Origin of the sequence: Pseudomonas sp. LS1212, assembly GCF_024741815.1 — a bacterium.
Lineage (GTDB): Bacteria > Pseudomonadota > Gammaproteobacteria > Pseudomonadales > Pseudomonadaceae > Aquipseudomonas.
This window is the reverse complement of the sequence record NZ_CP102951.1, coordinates 3,855,468-3,876,626: the sequence shown is the minus strand read 5'-3', so window position 1 is coordinate 3,876,626 and position 21,159 is coordinate 3,855,468. Positions and strand designations below refer to the sequence as shown.

Genomic DNA, 21,159 nt, shown 5'->3' with positions numbered 1-21,159 from the left:
CGAGGGTCCGCACGGCTACGGACTTGACTGAACGGACAGAACTATCAACCTAGACCTGATTGTGCGTTCTATCCATAGACTGGGTTGTGACAGCATGTCGCGGCTTGCGAACTTCCTTTATCATGCGCCGATTTCGGCCCGGTGCGTGCCGAATCAGGGTCGTGGCCGTCAATGGGCCGCGACCGCCCAGGAGTGGTGAATGAATACCCTGTTTATGCATTGCCGGCCCGGCTTCGAAGGTGAAGTCTGTTCCGAAATCGCCGAGCATGCGGCGCGCTTGAACGTTGCCGGTTACGCCAGGGCCAAGCCGCAGACGGCCTGCGCCGAATTCATCTGCAACGATGCAGAGGGCCCCGAGCGGTTGATGCGTGAATTGCGCTTCGCCCAGTTGATCTTCCCTCGCCAGTGGGCGCGTGGGGCATTTGTCGAGTTGCCGGAGACCGACCGCATCAGCGTGCTGCTTGAGCACCTGGCCACGTTTCCGACCTGTGGCAGCCTCTGGCTGGAAGTCATGGACACCAACGATGGCAAGGAATTGTCGACCTTCTGTCGCAAGTTCGAGGCGCCGCTACGCAAAGCCCTGACCCAGGCCGGCAAGCTCCAGGACGATGCCGGCAAGCCGAGGTTGTTGCTGACCTTCAGGAGTGGGCGCGAGGTGTTCGTGGGCCTGGCGGCGGCCGACAACTCGGCCATGTGGCCCATGGGCATCCCACGGCTCAAGTTTCCCCGCGAAGCACCGAGCCGGTCGACCTTGAAGCTTGAAGAGGCCTGGCATCACTTTATCCCGCGTGACCAATGGGACGAGCGCCTCAATGGCGACATGACGGGGGTCGACCTGGGTGCGGCACCCGGCGGCTGGACCTACCAACTGGTCAAGCGCGGCATGCTGGTGACCGCCATCGACAACGGCCCGATGGCTGAAAGCCTGATGGATACCGGCCTGGTTCAACACTTGATGGCCGACGGCTTTACCTACAAGCCCAAGCAGCCGGTGGACTGGATGGTCTGTGACATCGTCGAAAAGCCAGCGCGCAATGCGGCGCTGCTGGAAACCTGGCTGGGCGAAGGCCTGTGCCGCGAAGCGGTGGTCAACCTCAAGCTGCCGATGAAGCAGCGCTATGCCGAAGTGCGGCGGTTGCTCGATCGGATAGAGGAGGGCTTCAAGGCCCGTGGCATCAAGGTGGCGATCGGGTGCAAGCAGCTGTATCACGATCGGGAGGAGGTGACTTGTCATTTGCGGCGGTTGGACCCCAAGCGGCGTTGAGATGGCGAGCGCTGCGCGCTCATCGCTGGCAAGCCAGCTCCCACAATGTATTGCGTGCGCGCTGTTACTTGTGGGAGCTGGCTTGCCAGCGATAGGGCCCTGAAGGCCACCCAACAATTCCGACAGACCAAGGTGACCAAACCGCCACTTTGCGCGACAATGCCCGCCAGTTCCTGGAGTATTTTATGCCTGATTCAATCGATGCCTTGACCCATGACGCCGTCCTCGACGCCAGCGGCCTCAATTGCCCGGAGCCGGTGATGATGCTGCACCAGCACGTGCGCGACCTGCAGGCCGGCGGCTTGCTCAAGGTGATCGCCACCGACCCGTCGACCCGTCGCGATATCCCCAAGTTCTGCGTATTCCTGGGCCATGACCTGGTCGAGCAACAGGAACTGGCCGGCACCTACCTGTACTGGATTCGCAAGAAGGCCGACTAAGCGCGTGGGCTCTGGCGAATCCGCTTGCGCGCACTGCGTGCCAGGCGGACCGTGAGCATCAGGGCCGCGCAGGTCAAGCCGACGATCAGCCCCTGCCACAGGCCGCTCGGGCCGCTGGCGCCGCCGGCCCAGTCGGTCAGGCCGAGGATGTAACCCACCGGCAGGCCGATCCCCCAATAGGCGAACAGCGTCAGGATCATGGTCACCCGGGTGTCCTGATAGCCGCGCAAGGCGCCGGCGGCGGTTACCTGAATGGCGTCCGAGAACTGGAACAACGCCGAATACACGATCAGCATCGAAGCGATCTGGATAACCGCCGTGTCAGGGGTATAGATCGCTGCCAGGTGTTCACGTGTCAGCAACATCAGGCTCGCCGAGAAGCAGGCATACCCCAGGGCGGCGGCCATGCCCACGCCCGCGGCGAAACGGGCCTCGCGTGGCGCGTTGCGGCCCATGGCCTGGCCCACCCGCACGGTCACCGCCATGCCCAGCGAATACGGGATCATGAACACCAGTGAGCTGATGTTCAGGGCGATCTGGTGGCCGGCCACCACGGTGGAACCCAGGCTGCCGATCAACAGGGCAATGACCGCAAAGATGCTCGACTCGGCGAACACCGCGATGCCGATCGGCAGGCCGATGCCCAACAGTCGCTTGATCACCGCCCATTGCGGCCAGTCGAAACGGCCGAACACCCGGGTGCTGCGATACGCCGGAGCCCAATGCACCCAGCCGGCCATGCCCAGGCACATCACCCACATGACAATCGCCGTGGCCCAGCCGCAGCCGACCCCGCCCAGCGCCGGCATGCCGAAGTGCCCGTAGATGAACACATAGTTCAGCGGAATGTTGAGCATCAACCCGCACAGGCCCAGGACCATGCTTGGCCGGGTCCGGCCCAGGCCATCGCTGCAGCAGCGCAGTACGTGGTATAGCGCCACCGACGGCAGGCCGCTGGCGATCCCGCGCAAATAGCCCATGCACGGTTCGATCAGTTCCGGGTCGACTTTCATCAGGTGCAGGATCGGCTCGGCACTGAGCAACAGGGCGCTGGCGCCGATGCCGACCACGATGGCCAGCCAGAGCGCCTGGCGCACCAGCGGGCCGATCTCGGCGTGCTGGCCGGCGCCGAAGCGCTGTGCGACCTTGGGGGTGGTCGCCAGCAGGATGCCGGTCATCAACAGGAATACCGGCACCCAGATCGAATTGCCCAGCGCCACCGCCGCCAAGTCGCGCGGGCCGACGCGGCCGGCCATGACCGCGTCGACGAAGCCCATGGCGGTCGTTGCCAGTTGGGCAACGATGATCGGCAGCGCCAGCGTGAGCAGGCTGCGCAGTTCGGTGCGCACGCGCGCCCGGCGGCTGAGAGGGGTGGAAGAGGTGTTGGCAGGTACGGAATTCACAGACGAGGCATCCACAAAACAGGCGCGGAAAACCGCATAGTCTACGCCTTGACGCAGGAGTCAGGAAACATTGCTGTCAGTACGCGCTGCCAAAGCCTGCGAGGCCGCTGGATCAAGCAGGCCCGGAACGCCTACACTGCGGGCCTCGAAAGGAGCCTGCCATGCTGATTGTTGCCGACGAAAACATTCCCCTGCTCGAAGCCTTCTTCGAAGGTTTCGGTGAAATCCGCCGCCTCGCCGGCCGTTCGATCGACCGCGCTGCCGTGCAGGATGCCGACGTGCTCCTGGTGCGTTCGGTCACCCGGGTCGACCGGGCCTTGCTCGAAGGCAGTCGTGTGCGCTTTGTCGGCACCTGCACCATTGGTACCGACCATCTGGACCTCGGCTACTTTGCCGAGGCGGGCATTCACTGGTCCAGCGCGCCGGGTTGCAACGCCCGGGGCGTGGTCGACTACGTGTTGGGCAGCCTGCTGACCCTGGCCGAGCTGGAGGGCGTCGACCTGGCTCGGCGGACCTATGGCGTGGTTGGTGCCGGTGAGGTGGGCGGGCGTCTGGTCAAGGTGTTGCGTGGGCTGGGCTGGGAGGTGCTGGTCTGCGATCCGCCCCGGCAGGCGCAGGAGGGCGGCGATTACGTCAGCCTCGAGAGCATCGTGCAAGCGTGCGATGTCATCAGCCTGCACACGCCCTTGAGCAAGGAAGGGCCGCTGGCGACCTGGCACTTGCTCGACGCCGAGCGCCTGGCGCGCTTGAAGCCCGGCAGCTGGCTGATCAACGCCAGTCGCGGCCCGGTGGTGGACAACGCCGCCTTGCGTGAGCTGTTGCTGGAGCGGGTCGACCTGCAGGCGGTACTGGATGTGTGGGAGGGCGAACCGCAGGTCGATCTGGCCCTTGCCAAACTCTGTGTATTGGCCACGCCGCACATCGCCGGCTACAGCCTGGATGGCAAGCAACGGGGCACGGCGCAGATCTATCAGGCGTTCTGCGCCTGGCGTGGCGTGCCCGAGCAGGTGCAATTGGCAGACCTGCTGCCCAGGCCCTGGCTTGCCCAGGTCAACCTGCAGGCTGAAACCGACCCGGCCTGGGCGCTGGCCATGCTCTGCCGGGGTGTCTACGACCCCCGCCGCGACGACGCCGATTTCCGTCGCAGCCTGAGCGACGTGACGGCCGAGCAGCGGGCGGGCTTCGATGCCTTGCGCAAGCATTACCCGGCGCGCCGCGAGATCGAGGGGTTGCGGGTGCAGATCGAGGGGCAGTCGCCGGTGCTGGAGCAGTTGGTTGATGCGTTGGGCTGTGTGCGGGTTTGAGATCTTGCCGGGCTGGAGATCGCCGCGGCCGCTTTGCGCCCGAGCGCAGCCTTCGGCAGCGGCTACATGGTTCGGCATAACGCGGTTGGCGTAGCCGCTGCCGCAGGCTGCGCCGAGGTCCGCAGGACCTCCCAGCGATCTGCTATTCAACGCTGAATATCGTGGCAATAAAAACCCGGCTCTGAGGCCGGGTTGAAGGAATTCTGTGCAACGTCAGTCTTTTTTGGCGGGTTTGACGACGTTTTTCTCCAGTTCCTTGCAGGCTTCCTGGATCATGTCACGGGTGATCGGGATCTCTCGGCCCTGGGCATCGATAATCGAACCACATGCCTGTTTCTGCGGTGGCGATTCTTTTTTCTGGGGGGTAGTGTTCTGCAAGCCCATGTCCTGTCTCCTCTTCAGGTTCAAGCTCAGACTAATGCCGCCAGGTGACCACTGTGTGACAAGTCCCTCAGTGCATGGCGGCACATTCAGTCCACCAGAAATGTTTGCAAACATCCAGCGCGAGTTTAGATCGAAACCGTCTAACGGTTATTGATCCTGGTCATAGAGGGTCGGATGTTTGGCCGTGCACCGCTCGTCGGGTGTAGGCTGAGGGTTCCTGGACAACGCTGGCGGCCTCATGACCCCGATGCTTTCTGCCCGGCAACGGCATGCCATCCATCTGACCCTGAGTTTTCTCAAGCCCTATCGCTTGCAGGTAGCGGGCGCCTTGCTGGCGCTGGTGGCCACTGCAGCGGTCACCTTGTCGATGGGGCAGGGCATCCGGCTGTTGGTCGACCAGGGCTTCATGACCCAGTCACCGCAACTGCTCGACCAGTCGATCGGCTTGTTCCTGCTGTTGGTACTGGCACTGGCGGTCGGTACCTTCACGCGTTTCTATCTGGTGTCGTGGATCGGCGAGCGCTGTGTCGCCGACATCCGCAAGCGGGTGTTCGACCATCTGATCTACCTGCACCCGGGTTTCTACGAGAACAACCGCAGCTCCGAAATTCAGTCGCGGCTCACGGCCGATACCACGCTGCTGCAATCGGTCATCGGTTCGTCGCTGTCGCTGTTTCTGCGCAATGCCCTGATGGTGATCGGCGGGATCGTGCTGTTGTTCATCACCAACCCGAAACTCACCAGCATCGTGGTGCTGGCCTTACCGCTGGTACTGGCGCCGATTCTGATCTTCGGCCGGCGGGTACGAGCCTTGTCGCGCCAGAGCCAGGACCGCATCGCCGATGTCGGCAGTTATGTGGCCGAGGCCCTTGGGCAGATCAAGACCGTACAGGCCTACAACCATCAGCCCCGCGATCAGCAGCGCTTCGGCCATACCGTGGAACAAGCCTTTCTCACTGCGTGCAAACGCATTGTCCAGCGCGCCTGGCTGATAACCCTGGTGATCGTGCTGGTGCTCGGTGCGGTCGGGGTCATGCTTTGGGTCGGTGGCATGGACGTGATTGCCGGGCGCATCACAGAAGGTGAACTGGCGGCCTTCGTGTTCTACAGCCTCATCGTCGGCAGCGCCTTCGGCACCTTGAGCGAAGTGATTGGCGAGTTGCAGCGCGCGGCAGGGGCTGCCGAGCGAATTGCCGAACTGCTGCAGGCAAAGAATGAGATCGTGGCGCCGAAAGAAGGGCGCGTGCAGTTGCCGGAACGGGTCGCTGGCCGGCTGCAATTGCAGGACGTGGTTTTCGCCTACCCCTCACGCCCGACCCCGGCAGCCATCAATGGCCTGAGCCTGACGGTCGAGCCCGGGGAAACCCTGGCGCTGGTCGGGCCATCGGGGGCGGGCAAGTCGACCCTGTTCGACCTGTTGCTGCGCTTCTACGACCCGCAGCAGGGCCGGATCCTCATCGATGGGCAGGTACTCGTGCACCTCGATCCACTGGACTTGCGCCGCCAATTCGCACTGGTGTCACAGAACCCCGCGCTGTTTTTCGGCACGGTCGAGGAAAACATCTGTTATGGCCGGTCCCAGGCCAGCAGCGCGCAGATCGAGGCGGCGGCGCGGATTGCCCATGCCCACGAGTTCATCCTGCAATTGCCCCAGGGCTACCAGACCCATTTGGGCGACGCCGGGCTGGGCTTGTCCGGTGGCCAGCGACAGCGCCTGGCCATCGCCCGAGCCCTGCTGGTCGATGCGCCGATCCTGTTGCTGGACGAAGCGACCAGCGCCCTGGATGCGCAGAGCGAACATTTGATACAGCAGGCATTGCCAACCCTGATGGCGGGGCGTACGACGCTGGTGATCGCACATCGACTGGCGACCGTGCAGAACGCGGACCGGATTGCGCTGATCGATCAAGGGGAGCTGGTTGCGGTGGGGACGCATCGGCAGTTGATTGCCGAGAGTGCGTTGTATGCGCGGTTGGCGGCGTTGCAGTTCAATGCCGCCTGAAGCTGCGCCCCAGGGAAGGGGCGTCGCCGATTTCGCTACCGATTAACGGTATTCACACAGGTAAGCCGTCGCCACCGCCACCTTCAGCTGGAACTTGCTGTTGGCCGGTACATTGAAGCGGCTGCCGGCTTCGAAGGTTTCCCAGTCGTTGCCGTCCGGCAGTTTCACGGTCAGGGCGCCGGACACCACGTGCATGATTTCACGCTGGGCGGTGCCGAACTCGTATTCGCCCGGGGCCATGACGCCAATGGTGGCCGGACCTTCGGTGGCTTCGAAGGCAATGGACTTGACGGTGCCGTCGAAGTACTCGTTGACTTTAAACATGGGCGATTCCTCGAAAAGGGCAAAAAAGGGCTGGCCAGTATGCCCAAGCCTCACACCCTCGTCATCCGCTTTTGAACCTCTAGACCGGCAGTGTCAGCGGTAGCAGCCGGGCGGTATTGCGCGCATCTTCGAGTGCCCGATGCTGTTGCCCGGTAAACTGCAGGCCGGCCAGCTGCAACGCACCGTTCAGGCCCAGCGGCCGCTGAAGCTTGCGCGCCTTGGCGAAGCGCTGCTTGAGGTTGATATGGGGCACATCGGCCAGCAGGCTCTTGATCTGGTGTTGCTGCCATTCCTGGAGAAATTGCTGGCGATCGTAGTCACCCCAGCTGACCCATGCCTGCAGGTGCGTCTGGTGGTGGCTCAACCAGCGCTCGAATTGCGGCCAGACTTCGGTCAGCGGGGCTGCCGCATCGACGTTGGCCTGGCTGATATGCGTCAGTTCACGACAGAAGGGCGTCAATTGCGGACGCCGCTGGGGCCGCACAAAACGCTGGAAATGATCCACCTCGCGGCCCGCACGGTTCACCAGGCTGGCACCGATTTCTATGATTTCCATTTCCGCGACCGGCCAGCCACCTTCATCGGTAGTGGCTTCCAGGTCGATCACCAGCCAATGCGCCATGACAGGCTCCTATAACAGCGCTCGTTTGGCTAGAGCGTAGCCAAATCGAACCTTTTGCGGTATCCCCGGCGCCGGGTTCTTTGATATCTGGCCCGGGCCGCTGTGAAACGCTTGTCTGGCGGGCCCCAACGGCATAAATTGCCCGCCCAGCGTCCATTCTTCACAAACGGACAGGCGCCGACGGTTTTGCACATAGGGAGAATGGTGTGGACGAACAACAAGCCTTGCAGGTGATGCGTGAGCTGGTCGATCAGGGACAGTTGATCGACCCCGAGAGCGCGCGCGGCAAATTGCTGCAGACGGCGGCACACCTGTTTCGCAACAAGGGCTTCGAGCGCACCACCGTTCGTGATCTGGCCAGTGCCGTAGGTATTCAATCGGGCAGTATTTTCCACCACTTCAAAAGCAAGGACGAAATCCTCTGCTCGGTAATGGAGCAGACCCTGATCTACAACACCGCGCTGCTGCGTGCATCCCTGGCAGGCGCCGGTGATGTCCGCGAACGCTTGCTGGCGCTGATTCGCTGCGAGCTGCAATCGATCATGGGCGGTACGGGCGAAGCCATGGCGGTGCTGGTGTTCGAGTGGCGCTCATTGTCACCAGAAGGCCAGGCGCAGGTACTGGCCTTGCGCGACCTGTATGAGCAGCTGTGGCTCGATGTGCTGGAGGAGGCCAAGGCTGCGGGTTACATCCGGGGCAATGTTTCGCTCATCCGACGCTTTCTGACAGGTGCCCTGTCGTGGACCACGACCTGGTTTCGCCCCCAGGGCAGCCTGAGCCTGGACCAGGTCGCCGAACAAGCGTTGCTGTTACTGCTCAAGGATGGCTGAAGCGGCGGTTGTGCCGCAGTTGTGCAAAGGTTTGAAAACACCTGGCTTAGCTGGATCCCTATAGACGTACGGAGTGTGTGGTCTTGATTCTTGTGCCTAAGCCGGCGACCTTGCGAACTCTGACAGGGGCGCTTGCGGCGCTTCTTTCGTTGTCGATCTCGGCTCAAGAAGTGGTCAGGATCGGTGCCGCGCATTTTCCGCCCTATACAGTCCGGCCCGAGCAGGGTGCCGACACCGGCCTGCTGCCGCAATTGGTCGCGGCGCTGAACCAGGCGCAGGGCAACTACCGGTTTGTCCTGGTACCCACCTCGATCCCTCGGCGCTTTCGCGATTTCCAGCAGGGGCGCATCGACATGGCCATCTTCGAGAACCCCGATTGGGGCTGGAATGACATCGACCACGTCGCCGTCGACATGGGCCTGGAGGATGCCGAGATCTTCGTCGCCCGCCGCGTCGAGGGTCGCCGGCAGGACTATTTCGCCACCCTGCACGACAAGCGCCTGGCGTTGTTCAGCGGGTACCACTATGCCTTCGCCGGATTCAATGCCGACCCGGCCTGGCTGGCGGACAACTACCGAACGACGCTGACCTACTCCCATGACAGCAACCTGCTGATGGTGCAGCGCGACCGGGCCGACATTGCTCTGGTGACCCGTTCCTACCTGAGCGATTACCTGGCTCGCCACCCGGACGTAGCGGGCCAGTTCTTGGCGTCCGAGCGCGTCGATCAGGTATATCACCATTACGCCTTGCTACGGCCCAGTGCGCCTATCAGTGGCGTGGAGTTCACCGCGTTGTTGCAGCGTTTGAGGGGCAATGGTGAGATGTTGCGGATTTTCAAGCCTTATCGGATTTCGGTAGCCCGGTAGGGCCTCATCGCTGCATAGGTATCTACATGGATCGAATCAGCCTGGAGGGGGGCGGCACGACCCTGCCCGGCAACCCACCCCGCTTACCTGGGCCCCAGAATCGCCCCCAGCATCTCCGGGCTCGGCGCCCCCTGTTGCTGCTGCAACTGGCCGTCCTTGTCCTGGTAGAAGATCGCCGGGGTCGCGGCCAACCCCAGTTCCTCCATCAACGCCTGGTTGCCATCGAGCTTGGCCTGAACCTCGGCCGGTATCTTGTCCAGTGGTTTCAGGGTGCTGGCCTTGCCGGCCTTTTCGTGTTTGTACAGGGCCTGCTCGGGGTTTTTTGCACCCAACAGGGCAGCGGATTTGGCCGGGCTGTCTTCACGGATGATACCGACCATGATGTGCCGCAACTGCACTTTGCCGGAGTCGACCCAGGGCCGTGCCTGCTCCCAGAACTTATTGCAATACGGGCAGTTGGGGTCGCTGAACAGGTAGACGATGCGCGGCGCGCTGGCCTTGCCGTCGGCAATCCAGCTGCTCTTTTCCATCTTGGCCCAGACCTGCTTGGCCATCGGGGCGTAGACCAGTTTTTGCAGCTGGGCCTGGCTCAGGTCCTTGCCTTGTGCATCGAACAGGCTGCCTACCAACACATGCTTGCCGTCGGGCGTCAGGTACAGGGCCAGGCCGCGATTCTGGAACTGGGCGGCGTAGCCACGCAGCCCGTCCGGCGCGTCGAAGCTGCCCATGATCCGAGCGCCCTTTTTCTCGATCATTTTTATCGCCTCAGGCAGTTCTTCGGCCTGCAGCAACGGTGATTGCAGCAAGGCCAGGCCCAGCGCGAGGGTGAAGATTGGTTTCATTGCGGACTCCTGGCGGAAACAGGTGAAGTGGCCGGAGGATTCCGGTCAAAGGATTCGAGTGCGCGCGCAAGGCTTGCCCGCGAGAGTTCGCCAAGGTGGCTGCCAATCAGGTGGCCTTCGGCGTCGTAGAACAGCGTGGTCGGCAAGGCCATTGAGCCGACCTGTTGGGCCAGCCGGCCACTGCCATCGAACAGGACATGGGACAGGCTCAAGCCGGCGGTGGCCAGAAAGGTGGTCACGGTGCCAGGGGATTCGCCCTGGTTGACGAACAGGAACAGCACATCGTCGCGCTCATTCTGGGCCTGTTGCAGCACCGGCATTTCCCGGCGGCAGGGCGGGCACCAGGTGGCCCAGAGGTTGATCACCAGCGGGCGCCCTTGATAGTCGGCCAGCTTTACCGCTTGCCCGGTGGCGTTGTACAGGGTGATGTCCGGCAGCCGCGTGCCGCGCTCGTACAGCTGGCTGGCCAGGGTGCCCAGCAACCAGAACAACAGGCCGCAGGCCAGGCCAATGCCGAGCGGACGGCGCAGGGTGGGGCGCTGCCGATACTGCCAGAGGGCGCCGAGCAGCACCGCGAGCACGCCTGCCCAGGCCAGAAAGCCGCCATCGCGGATATCGACGATCTGCAATGGGTCATCCCGGTATTGCGTCCAGTACGCGATCACAAAGCCCAGCCGGGCGGCCAGCAGCCCGAGCATGAACAGCACGAACAGCGTCGATTCGGGGTTGTCGCCGCCGCGTTTGGCAACGCGCCAGCCCACCAGCGTGGCCAGGCCCAGTGCGCTCAGCAGCAAAACATGGTCGAGGGCCAGGGCAACGGGCCCTATATTTACGGTCAGCATCAGCCTTGGGTCCTGGTCGCAGTCCAGTGTTGCAAAAAGGTTTGGGCGTCGATTTCGCCGGTAATTCGTCGGTTGCGGCGTTCCTCGCCGTCGGGCCCGATCCATAAGAGGCTCGGCGGGCCGGGTACCTGGTAGCGCTCCAACAACTGGCGGCTGCTGGCTGCATCCGCCGTGACATCCAGGCGCAATAGCCGAACCCCTTCGAGCGCGGTCAACACATCGGCCCTGGTGAAGATCTGTTTTTCCATGATCTTGCAGGACACGCACCAATCGGCATAGTAGTCCAGAAACACCCATTGCCCCTGCGCCTTGGCGGCATCGAGCTCACGTTGCAAGGCCTCGGGGCGATCGATTGTGAGGAAGGCGTCGTGCGGTTCGGCAATGGCGTTGGAGGTCGCGCCAAATACCTGGAGGGGCCGCATCGGATCGCTGGCGCCACCGGCCGCACCGATGACCATCAGAACGCCCCAGAGCCCGAACAGGACGGCCAGGGGTTGCAGCCACAGGGCGCGCAGCAGGTGTGCCCGGGCTGCATGGGCCAGGCTGACCAGCAACGCCCCGCACAAGCCCAGCCACAGTGCCGCGTCCAGGACGGTGCGCAGCATGTACAGCGCCATGCCGAGGAATACGAAACCGAACACGCCCTTGACCAGGTTCATCCAGGCGCCTGGCCGTGGCAGGTAGCGGTTGCCCAGCGTCACCAGCAGCAACAGCGGCAAGCCCATGCCCAGGCCCATGCCGAACAGGATCAGGCCGCCGTGGACGGCATTGCCGGTTTGCGCGATGTAGAGCAGGGCCCCGGCCAACGGGGCGGTCATGCAGGGCCCGACCAGCAGCCCCGACAGCACGCCCAGCAACGCGGCGCCATACAGGCTGCCACCGCGGCGTTGGCGCCCGGCCCGCTCGAGACGATCACGAACGAAGGCCGGCAGCTGCAACTCGAACACGCCGAACATCGGCAAGGCCAGCAGCACGAACAGCGCGGCAAAACTGCCCAGCAACCAGGGTTGCTGCAACAGCGCCTGCAGGTTGCCGCCCAGCAGGGCCGCCAGTACGCCGAGGCCGGCATACACCAGCGCCATGCTCAATACATAGCAGCCGGCCAGGGCCCAGCCGCGGCGTGTGCTGGCGCCACTACCGAGGACCATGCCGGCAAGGATCGGCAGCATCGGCAGCGAGCAGGGCGTGAAGGCCAGCAACAGGCCCAGACCGAAGAACACCAGCAAGCCCCAGCCCAGCGAGGTCTGTTGCAGGGTAGTGGCCAATGACAGGTCGGCTGCCTCTGCACTGGCAGCGCCGGAGGTGCCGAGCTTGAGGTCGGCGTTTTGCGGCGGATAGCACAGGCCCGCGTCCGCACAGCCTTGCCAGCCGACCCTGACCGAGCCGCTGGCGCCTGCCGGGATCAGCAGCTCGAGTTGGCCCCGATAGACTTCGCCCTGGCCAAAGAACTCATCGCTATGAGGCTCGCCGGCAGGCAGCGGGGGGTGTAGCTCGGCGGGCAGGCCGTCGAATTTCAAGCGCTGCTGATACAGGTAGTAGCCATCGGCAATGCGCCAATGCAGCCGCGTCTGGCCCGAATCCAGCTGTTGCGAGGTGAATTGGAAGGCTTTGTCGACGGGAAGAAAGTCCGGCCGGGCAAACGGGTCCTCGAAAGCCTGGGCCAGGCTGGACATCAGCAAGAGCAGGGAAATTACCAGGTTACGCATCACAAGCGCCCAGTTCCTTGAGTAGAGACGAAGCGAGCATGGGAGCAGTGGATTAATACGGTATTAAATGGGCGGGCAAGTACGCATTCGAACCAGAAAAAATAATTATTGATGGCTTCGCCCTGCCGAGGGTCTGCAAGGCTGACGGTTTAGTTACCGAGATTGACTCATGCGTTCCGACAATCTGTCTTCAACAGTGCACCCCGGCACCCAGGCCGCGCTTGCGAGCACGGCGCAACAATGGCTGGAGGCCTATCCGGACTTGTATCTCATGGCCCGGGGCGCGGCCCTGAAAATCCTGAAGAAACTGCTAGGCCAGGAACTGGAGCCGGACACGATCTACTGGCACCGTTTCAGCGGTGCTGCAAGTTCCTCTCTCACCTTCAACGGTTGGGAGCATTATGGTTCACCGATCGAGTCCATGACATTGATCGAATTGGTCGTGCGCCGCTTCCGCGCGGGCGATCAGGACAACGTCGATGATTTGCAGTGGGAGGGCGGGTTCTATACGGCCGACTCGAAACAGGGTGTCTACAACCAGACCAATGAAGTCAGGCTCTTGCCCAAAGACGTTCTGCGTGAATTATGGGCGATTGATTTTGCGCAGGCGTACAGAACCAAAATGCGGGCATTTTGGCAAACCCATGCCGACGACTTCCTGGAACTGAGCAGAATCAACTTTCAGGCCACCCTGATCAACGCGCGCAACCAGGGAACATTGACCGAGCAGGATCTGCGGGCGCTGCAGCGAGGGGCTGCCGCGTCGTTGACAGCCCCTGCTGTTTTAAAGGATCGGCAAGGCACGGCCATGGGGCATCAGGGGCTGAGCGTGCGTACCTTCGATATCGCCGGGTACAAGGCTCGCGACATACTGCGCATTGTCGACGCCCAAGGGCGGCAGCTGCTTTACATGCCGGCGCAAGCGCCAGGTTTGCTGGTGTTCGATAGCGAGGCTGCCGTCTACCAATGGGTCCGGGAACGAGCGGCCAAGCCTGACTCGCGGGAAGAGCTCCTGGCGCACTTTTCGATATCGGGGGTCGATATCGGGCCATTGGCGCTACTGCTCGCAAAGCTGCCGAACACCGTGCAAAGTGCCAGCAAGCCGTTGCTCAATCAGCGCGAACAGGTCATTGAAGGTGATGCGTTCGTTTACCTGCGAGACACGGCCCGTCACGAGATGGAGGTACAGGCCCATCAGTTGTTGACCTCCAATGCACAACTGAGAAAACAGATATGGATCGGCTATCTGGGCGCATTCGCGCAAGTATTTACCCCTTTTGCCCCCCTGGGCTGGCCCGTCGCCCTGGTGCTTGTCGGAGCAGGTGTCGCCAGTGTAGGGCTGCGAATTGACCAGGCCGTCAATGCGCGCAGTGCCGCCGAGCGCAAGTCCGGCATTCTCGGTGCGATTGCCAGCGCCATAGGTCTGCTGCTCGATGTCATTGCGCTGATATCGACCCGCCCGGCGCTCAACGCCCCCGTAACATTCAATGGTGAAATCTCCGGCGGCTTGCGCCTGCGGCTGCGGCCCCAAACGTCGATCAGCTCGCCGGCTCGCGAGCTGCAGGTGGCAAACCCTGACATGCAAGGTATCGAATTGAGCCCTCGCGGTTACTGGAACCGCCTTGGGTTTATCGAAAGGAGCGATCGAACACCGCTTTACTACACACGTGAGTTATCGGGAAGGGAAGACCCGACTCAAGTGCCGATGGAAGGGTTTGCCGATCCGCAAGCGTCCCGGGGTGCGGGCGACCTGCTCGACGGCCGGGCATTACGCACCTTTGGTTCGGTACAGGGCGCCTGTCTCCACGCTCAGGCCGAGTACGAGGGGGCTTACGCCGTGTACGAAATCGACGCCTTGGATGTGAGGTCGGTTTCAGCCCGGGAGAACCTGGGTGCCAACGAACGGTTTACCATATCGCAGTTGGCCCCCGGGAGTGATGCGGGAAGGCTGGGCGATGCCGTGCAGGATGCCTACCTGCATGATGTGGTGCATGTCGATAACGCGCTGATCGACAGTTCAAGGATAAAACTGCGCCCCGTCGAAGAATGGGAAGAACAGCAAGCCATCGAACTCGTGCACGCGGCCACGCCTCGGGCAGTACGGGTAGTCGAAAGCACAGTGCTTCATCGCGTGAGTGTTTTTCCTCCCGCATTCGGTCAAGTCGTCAACAGTTATGGCATCGAGGCAGAGGGTGAACTGCAGATCGTCAAATACGATCCACGTATCGATGCCTGGCGAAAACCTTCCGGGCGCGCCTGGCGGTTTGACTCCGCACGGGATCGAATGGTGCAAGTTAAAAATCCCGACGCCATTCCCTGGCTCGACGCGGCCCGCCAACAGGAGAACCTGCGTGCGCTGGGGTTCAGGGTTAACGTTCCTTATCGCGTCGAACCGATGCCAACGACGGGCCTGCAGCCTGTTCCCCGCAAGATCCACAGTATATGGATTGGCAAAAAGATGCCGCACACGCTTCTGAACAACATGCAGCGCAATGCCGTTGAGGCGGCCAAGGGCCTGGCCCCGTTCGATACGCATTTGTATCTATCGATAGCCGACCCGGCCGAGCTTGCCGAAACACTGGAAGATGCACGCCGTTTCGCACCCAGGTTGAAGACTGAAATCCTGGAGGGCACGCCGTTTTTTCGAGAATTTCGCAACAGCAAGTATTATGAGCAGTACCTGGCCGCCAGCACTGGGGGGGCAGTCAATTACGCCAGTGCCGTGGACGTGTTGCGCTATCGACTTGTTTACCGCGAGGGAGGGATCTACCTGGATGTAGACGACCGGATCATTTCCTTTGAAAAAACCGGCATGCTGTTCGGGAACCACCCCTTCACCGTGGGCAAAAACCAGTTCTTGCTCAACACGCCGGTTTCCCATGAACGGTTGGGCATGATTTGCGAATTCAACACCAGCCATTTCGGCACGCTGGCCAACAACCCGGTGTTGAATGCAGTGTCCGAAGAGAGCTTCATTCGCTTTCAGGCGGATCGGGATCTCTACCGCACCCGGCCCTATGCGAAGCTTGCCAGTCGGGAAGAAATGAACGCGTATGCCCGGCGAATCAATTACACGACCGGGCCGGGCGTGTTCAACGCCGTCATTGATCAGGAACTGCCGAATGTTCGACAGTTCCGCCTCTTGCACCGGTTGGCGGCAGGCGAGATTTACCTGGCCGAGCGGGAGTCAAGGGACATCACCCGAGCATTGCTGAACGCCGAAAAAGATTACGGGACATTGGCCGAGTTGTTTGATATTCGCAATACCAGTAGTTGGCTGCATACACGCTAGCGCTCCCGGCAACGGAGCGCATGCCGTATCGCGCGATAATGCTGAATTAATCCATTCATGGCCTGATGGCCTTTTATCATGGAACCCGACCATGCATGTATTGCTCTGCGAGGATGACGACCTGATTGCCAGCGGTATCGTCGCCGGCCTCGCCGCCCAGGGCCTGACCGTCGACCGGGTCGCCACCGCCAGTGCTGCCCAGGCGATGTTGCGGGCGGCGCAGTTCGACGTCATGGTGCTCGACCTCGGCCTGCCCGACGAAGACGGCCTCAAGTTCCTGCAGCGCCTGCGCCAGCAGGGCGAGGCCATGCCCGTGCTGGTCCTGACCGCGCGCGACACCGTCACCGACCGGGTCGATGGCCTGCAGGCCGGGGCCGACGACTATTTGCTCAAGCCTTTCGATCTGCGCGAGCTCAGTGCACGGCTGCACAGCCTGTTGCGGCGAGTGGCCGGACGCGCGGTGAATGTCATCGAGCATGGTCCCTTGAGCTACGACCCGAGCAGCCGCGAAACCCTGCTCGGCGGTCAGCCGGTGGATCTGTCGCGCCGTGAACAGGCGCTGCTGCAAGCGCTCTTGCATAACCGTGGGCGCGTGCTTTCCAGCGAACAGTTGAAAGACAGCGTCTACGGCTTTGGCGACGAAGTCGAAAGCAATGCCTTGAACGTGCATATCCATCACCTGCGGCGCAAGCTGGGCAACGGCATCGTCGAAACCGTACGCGGGCTGGGCTACCGCCTGGGCGCTGCCGAGCCGCCAGAGGGGGCGCGTCGATGAGCCTGCGTCTGCGCCTGAGTCTGATCCTGGGCACGGCCTTCGTGGTGATCTGGGCGCTGGCGGCGGCGTGGATGCTGCGCGACTTGCGCAACCAGATGATGTTCTCCCTGGACCAGCGCCTGGTAGCGTCGGCACGCATGGTCGCCGGCTTGATCGATCAAATGCCGCAGCCGTTGGCGAGCAAGGGCGAGGGCACGCACCTGAGTGCCGACCAACTGAGCATTCCCGATGGCATGGCCTGCCAGGTCAGCTCGTTGCGCGGCGAAGTCCTGGCGCGCAGTCAGCACACCGGCGAGCAGGCCCTGGATGACCAGCGCAGCGGTTTTCACGATCAGGTGATCGACGGTGACCACTGGCGCAGTTTCACCCTGGCCCGGGGCGAAGTGCGCATTACTACCGCCGATCGCGTGCGCGAACGTGAAGCGCTCAATCGTTCAATCCTGCTGGCCGCCTCAGCGCCGGTGCTGGTGGCCCTGCTGGGCAGTCTCGGGTTGCTCTGGCTGGGCGTCGGCAAGGGCCTGGCGCCGCTCAACCGGATGCGCGATGCCTTGAAACGGCGCAGTCCCGATTCGCTGGAGCCCTTGCAGGTCAGGGCGTTGCCCAGCGAGTTGCAACCCTTGCTGGAAACCCAGAACCAACTGTTCCTGCGCATCGGCAGGACCATCGAGCGTGAGCGTCGCCTCACCGGTGACGCGGCACACGAACTGCGCAGCCCGCTCACCGCGATCAAGACCCACCTGCAAGTGGCCCGCATGACCGAGGGCGAGGCCCGCGAGCAGGCGCTGGCCCATGCCGAGGAGGGCGCCGACCGCCTGCACCGCACGCTCGAGCAATTGCTGTTGCTGGCACGGGTGGAGGGCAGCCTGTCGTTCGATGACGGCGTGCTGTGCAGTGCCGAACAGGTAGCGCGGCTGGCTGTTCAGGATGCCAGTCACGGCGATAGCGGGCGTATCGAACTGCGCTTGCCCGCAGGACTGTCCGACGCCCGCCTGGACATGCCGGCGGCGCTGGCGGTGGCGGCCGTGCGCAACCTGCTGGACAATGCCCTGCGCCACACTGCAAGCGATGCGCGGGTCGAGCTTGAGCTGCAGGTATTCGATGATCGGGTCTGCTTCGAAGTGCGTGACCATGGGCCGGGTATTGCCGAGCAAGACTTGCAACATCTGACCCAGCGTTTCTGGCGTAACGGCCAGAGTGCCGGCTGTGGCCTGGGCCTGGCAATCGTGCAGGCCATCGTCCAGCGTTGTGGCTGTTCGCTGCAGTTCGACAGCCGACCCGATGGCCTGCGGGTACGACTGCAGATGCCGTTGCGTGCCACCGCCGAACAAGAAATGTAACGTCAATTCGGTCGCCTTCGGGGGAAGTCGGGGCGTAAGGTTCGACTGCCGGCAGAGCCCTCGAACCCAAGGATTGGAGTCATCAGATATGGATATCCCGATACGGATCTGTAACGCCAGCCCCGCCGATGCGGGGCTTGCAAGCCGCATCCTGCAGCACTCGATCAAGTTCGGTTGTGCGCTCGATCATCGCAATAACCCGGTGGTCGTCGAGGCCTGGACCCGCAACAAATCCATTGAAGAGATCCTTGAATGGATCGCCGACGAGGCCCTGTATGTGCGCCTGGGGCTGTTGCAAGACAAGCCGGTCGCCGTTGGCATGGCCCTGCTCAGCGGGGAAATCTGCCTGTGTCATGTGCTGCCGCAATACCTGCGACGCGGTGTCGGGCGGGCGCTGATGGCTGATCTGGAGGCGAGCCTGGCTCGCCAGGGCTGCATCAGTGCCATGCTCTACAGCACCCTGACGGCGTTGAGTTTCTATGATCGCCTGGGTTACCGCCGCAGCGGCCATGGGGTCCATTTTTCCGGGCTGACGCTGACCCCCATGTGCAAGCCCCTTGTCCTGTCGGGACTGCTTCCTGATGCGCAAGCTCGATGGGTTGTCGCATCAGGAGATTGCCGAGCGGCTGGATATTTCGCGCAGCCTGGTGGAGAAACACATCGTCAACGCAATGAAACACTGTCGCCTGCGTATGCGTGAGTGGGAGCAGTGTTGACGGTCTATGGGTATGCTGCCGTGTCAACAAATTTAACAACTAACCAAGTTGTTCGGCGTCGACTAACATTGCGTCTAGTGCTGTTGCCGGGCCCTTGTCCGGAAGGCATTAGGGGTTGAACTTGAAGGCTGCGCTCTATGTCCGCGAGCCCGGTCATCGGCTTGTGACGGGGGCCGGACCCCTTGACTTGATTTATTCGTAATTACCATCAAGTATTAATACAGACCCTTTCTGGGCGAGGTGCCGCCGAAAAGCCCTGCAGTAATAAAAATGGCTCTGTAATGGTCAAGGAATGCCTTCCACGTTTACTGCCTTGGTCATTGATGATGCCCAATAAAAAGATGCGTATCCTCATAGCCGACGAGCACCATGTTCAATTGATGCAGATTGAAAAGATGCTCAATCAAATGGGCTACTACCGCATTGCACCGGTGCAGTCCTTCGTAGAGCTGTTGTCCATCGTCCAGAGCGCCCTGGAGCCCTTTCATTTGTTGATCGCCAACACCGACCTGGCAACCCATGCCGGTGTAGACCTGACCAGGTTTTGCGGAGAAAGCCCGCAGATACAGCACGCACTGCTTTACGAAACCCAATACGTCATGGTTCCTGCGGTCCCGGCCAATCAGCGCAAGTCGGTCAGCGTATGCCTGCCGCGCCTGCCGGACGCCGACGCCTTGCAGACCTTCATGCAAATCATCGATTCGCCAGTGGTCATCGGCCAGTTGGAGTCTCCTGCCAGCAGCACCCGCGCTCACGCCAAAAGGCGGATAAACCGTATTGAGACGGTCTTCTCGCGCCACTGACGAGCGCCTGAACTGACAGAGCGGTTTTTGCTATCCTCTTGCGTTTCGACCGGCGAGCCCAGGCACGCCGCAGCCTACCTTGCGGATGCTTCCATGATTGCCACTGTGCCTGCTCGCCCGGTTCCATTGTCTCGCGGCGACCACAAGACGCTGGGCCTGGCGGCCCTTGGCGGAGCGTTGGAGATCTATGATTTCATCATCTTTGTCTTCTTCGCGCTGACCCTCAGCCAATTGTTCTTCCCGCCACAGATGCCGGAATGGTTGCGTCTGCTGCAAAGCTTCGGGATTTTCGTCACCGGCTATCTGGCGCGCCCCTTGGGCGGGATTCTGATGGCGCATTTTGCCGATCACCTTGGGCGTAAAAAGGTGTTCAGCCTGAGTATCCTGATGATGGCCTTGCCCTGTCTGTTGATCGGGGTCATGCCGACCTATGCCCAGATCGGCTATTTCGCCCCGCTGATTCTGCTGGTGCTGCGCATCTTGCAAGGTGCCGCAGTGGGCGGCGAAGTACCCAGCGCGTGGGTGTTCGTGGCCGAGCATGCGCCACCGGGGCGGCGTGGCTATGCCTTGGGCTTTCTGCAGGCCGGACTTACCTTCGGTTATCTGCTCGGGGCGCTGATGGCCACTGCCCTGGCGCAGCTGTTTACCGCCCAGGAAATACTCGACTATGCCTGGCGCTTTCCCTTCCTGCTGGGCGGTGTGTTCGGCGTGCTCGGCGTCTGGTTGCGGCGCTGGCTGAGCGAGACACCGGTGTTCCTGGCACTGCGCGAGCGGCGTGATCAAATGGTCGAGTTCCCGCTGCGCACGGTACTGCGCGAACATCGCGCGTCGTTGTTGCCGGCGGTTATCCTGACCTGCGTGCTGACGTCGGCCGTGGTGGTGCTGGTGGTGATCACGCCGACGTTGATGCAGCAGCGCTTCGGCATGACGGCCAGCCAGAGCTTTGCCTTGAGCAGTGTGGGGATTGTCTTTCTGAATATCGGTTGCGTGCTGGCCGGCCTGTTGGTTGACCGTGTCGGCGCCTGGCGCACGCTGATGCTCTACAGCCTGTTGCTGCCATTGGGTATTGGCTTGCTGTATTGCAGCCTGATCGGTGGCTGGGCCTGGCCGGGGGCGGCCTATGCGCTGGCAGGCCTGGCCTGCGGTGTGGTCGGGGTGGTGCCTTCGGTGATGGTCGGCCTGTTTCCGGCCGCGGTCCGCGTCTCGGGCATTTCCTTTACTTACAACATTGCCTACGCCCTGTGGGCAAGTATCACCCCCTTGTTGCTGATCGCACTGACGCCGTGGAGCCCGTGGGTCTGTGTCGGTTACTGCGTGATCATGGGCGGGGTAGGGCTGGTCACTGCCATAGGCTATGGACTGAAGGCACCAGCGTCGGGCGATGCGGTGCATGCCTTGAGCTGA

General features: G+C 62.2%; 18 protein-coding genes and 2 pseudogenes. 13 read left to right on the top strand and 7 right to left on the bottom strand.

Features of this window, described 5'->3' with window-relative positions; genetic code table 11:
• Positions 1-199 precede the first annotated feature (199 nt).
• Entirely contained in the window at positions 200-1,264 is a 1,065-nt protein-coding gene (gene rlmM / locus NVV94_RS17975) for a 23S rRNA (cytidine(2498)-2'-O)-methyltransferase RlmM (protein WP_258443745.1), read from the top strand.
• Between the two features lie 206 nt (positions 1,265-1,470).
• Positions 1,471-1,704, top strand: a complete 234-nt coding sequence (tusA, locus tag NVV94_RS17970; protein ID WP_258447740.1) for a sulfurtransferase TusA — start codon at positions 1,471-1,473, stop codon at positions 1,702-1,704.
• On the opposite strand, the gene NVV94_RS17965 is transcribed toward tusA, so the two are convergent.
• The gene (locus NVV94_RS17965) at positions 1,701-3,107 is read right to left on the bottom strand and encodes an MATE family efflux transporter (RefSeq protein ID WP_258443744.1); all 1,407 of its coding nucleotides are present in this window, start codon (positions 3,105-3,107) and stop codon (positions 1,701-1,703) included. The two genes, tusA and NVV94_RS17965, sit on opposite strands and share 4 nt — an antisense overlap.
• Before the next feature lie 161 nt (positions 3,108-3,268).
• On the opposite strand from NVV94_RS17965, the gene pdxB reads away from it, so the two are divergent.
• Positions 3,269-4,411 (top strand): 4-phosphoerythronate dehydrogenase PdxB, encoded by a 1,143-nt coding sequence (pdxB, locus tag NVV94_RS17960; RefSeq protein ID WP_258443743.1) that lies wholly within the window; start codon positions 3,269-3,271, stop codon positions 4,409-4,411.
• Positions 4,412-4,624: 213 nt separating this feature from the next.
• Here pdxB and NVV94_RS17955 read toward each other — a convergent pair whose 3' ends face one another.
• Complete coding sequence (locus NVV94_RS17955) at positions 4,625-4,795, bottom strand: PA1571 family protein (protein ID WP_258443742.1); 171 nt, start codon at positions 4,793-4,795, stop codon at positions 4,625-4,627.
• A gap of 238 nt (positions 4,796-5,033) precedes the next feature.
• On the opposite strand from NVV94_RS17955, the gene NVV94_RS17950 reads away from it, so the two are divergent.
• Positions 5,034-6,797, top strand: coding sequence for an ABC transporter transmembrane domain-containing protein (locus NVV94_RS17950; protein ID WP_258443741.1), 1,764 nt, complete (start codon positions 5,034-5,036; stop codon positions 6,795-6,797).
• Between the two features lie 42 nt (positions 6,798-6,839).
• Here NVV94_RS17950 and NVV94_RS17945 read toward each other — a convergent pair whose 3' ends face one another.
• On the bottom strand, positions 6,840-7,121 hold the full coding sequence (locus NVV94_RS17945) for a pyrimidine/purine nucleoside phosphorylase (RefSeq protein WP_258443740.1): 282 nt from the start codon (positions 7,119-7,121) through the stop codon (positions 6,840-6,842).
• Positions 7,122-7,200: 79 nt separating this feature from the next.
• Positions 7,201-7,743, bottom strand: coding sequence for an exonuclease domain-containing protein (locus tag NVV94_RS17940; protein WP_258443739.1), 543 nt, complete (start codon positions 7,741-7,743; stop codon positions 7,201-7,203).
• Between the two features lie 206 nt (positions 7,744-7,949).
• Between NVV94_RS17940 and NVV94_RS17935 the strand changes: the two genes are divergently transcribed.
• Positions 7,950-8,573: a TetR/AcrR family transcriptional regulator gene (locus NVV94_RS17935; protein ID WP_258443738.1), complete on the top strand. Its 624-nt coding sequence runs from the start codon at positions 7,950-7,952 to the stop codon at positions 8,571-8,573.
• 83 nt (positions 8,574-8,656) lie between these two features.
• Complete coding sequence (locus NVV94_RS17930; RefSeq protein ID WP_408733418.1) at positions 8,657-9,442, top strand: substrate-binding periplasmic protein; 786 nt, start codon at positions 8,657-8,659, stop codon at positions 9,440-9,442.
• A gap of 83 nt (positions 9,443-9,525) precedes the next feature.
• Here NVV94_RS17930 and dsbG read toward each other — a convergent pair whose 3' ends face one another.
• Genes dsbG through dsbD form a run of 3 tightly spaced genes read right to left on the bottom strand, consistent with a single transcriptional unit; the run spans position 9,526 to position 12,832 of the window.
• On the bottom strand, positions 9,526-10,284 hold the full coding sequence (gene dsbG / locus NVV94_RS17925; protein WP_258443737.1) for a thiol:disulfide interchange protein DsbG: 759 nt from the start codon (positions 10,282-10,284) through the stop codon (positions 9,526-9,528).
• Complete coding sequence (locus tag NVV94_RS17920) at positions 10,281-11,126, bottom strand: TlpA disulfide reductase family protein (protein ID WP_258443736.1); 846 nt, start codon at positions 11,124-11,126, stop codon at positions 10,281-10,283. The genes dsbG and NVV94_RS17920 overlap by 4 nt, the downstream gene beginning before the upstream one ends.
• Positions 11,126-12,832 (bottom strand): protein-disulfide reductase DsbD, encoded by a 1,707-nt coding sequence (gene dsbD, locus NVV94_RS17915; RefSeq protein WP_258443735.1) that lies wholly within the window; start codon positions 12,830-12,832, stop codon positions 11,126-11,128. Before dsbD ends, NVV94_RS17920 begins: the two co-directional genes overlap by 1 nt.
• A gap of 196 nt (positions 12,833-13,028) precedes the next feature.
• On the opposite strand from dsbD, the gene NVV94_RS17910 reads away from it, so the two are divergent.
• The 7 genes and pseudogenes from NVV94_RS17910 (at position 13,029) to NVV94_RS17880 (ending at position 21,159) form a co-directional block, all read left to right on the top strand.
• Positions 13,029-16,124: a dermonecrotic toxin domain-containing protein gene (locus tag NVV94_RS17910; RefSeq protein ID WP_258443734.1), complete on the top strand. Its 3,096-nt coding sequence runs from the start codon at positions 13,029-13,031 to the stop codon at positions 16,122-16,124.
• A gap of 91 nt (positions 16,125-16,215) precedes the next feature.
• Positions 16,216-16,899 (top strand): response regulator, encoded by a 684-nt coding sequence (locus NVV94_RS17905; protein ID WP_258443733.1) that lies wholly within the window; start codon positions 16,216-16,218, stop codon positions 16,897-16,899.
• Positions 16,896-18,236 carry an ATP-binding protein gene (locus NVV94_RS17900; protein WP_258443732.1) on the top strand — a complete coding sequence of 447 codons (1,341 nt, stop codon included), beginning with the start codon at positions 16,896-16,898 and terminating at the stop codon, positions 18,234-18,236. Before NVV94_RS17905 ends, NVV94_RS17900 begins: the two co-directional genes overlap by 4 nt.
• Positions 18,178-18,729 (top strand): annotated as a pseudogene (locus NVV94_RS17895) (GNAT family N-acetyltransferase); the annotation flags it as partial. The gene NVV94_RS17900 and the pseudogene NVV94_RS17895, both read left to right, overlap by 59 nt.
• 61 nt (positions 18,730-18,790) lie before the next feature.
• Positions 18,791-18,952, top strand: a pseudogene (locus NVV94_RS17890) (sigma factor-like helix-turn-helix DNA-binding protein); the annotation flags it as partial.
• A gap of 326 nt (positions 18,953-19,278) precedes the next feature.
• Positions 19,279-19,755 carry a response regulator gene (locus tag NVV94_RS17885; protein ID WP_258447738.1) on the top strand — a complete coding sequence of 159 codons (477 nt, stop codon included), beginning with the start codon at positions 19,279-19,281 and terminating at the stop codon, positions 19,753-19,755.
• A gap of 93 nt (positions 19,756-19,848) precedes the next feature.
• The gene (locus NVV94_RS17880; RefSeq protein ID WP_258443731.1) at positions 19,849-21,159 is read left to right on the top strand and encodes an MFS transporter; all 1,311 of its coding nucleotides are present in this window, start codon (positions 19,849-19,851) and stop codon (positions 21,157-21,159) included.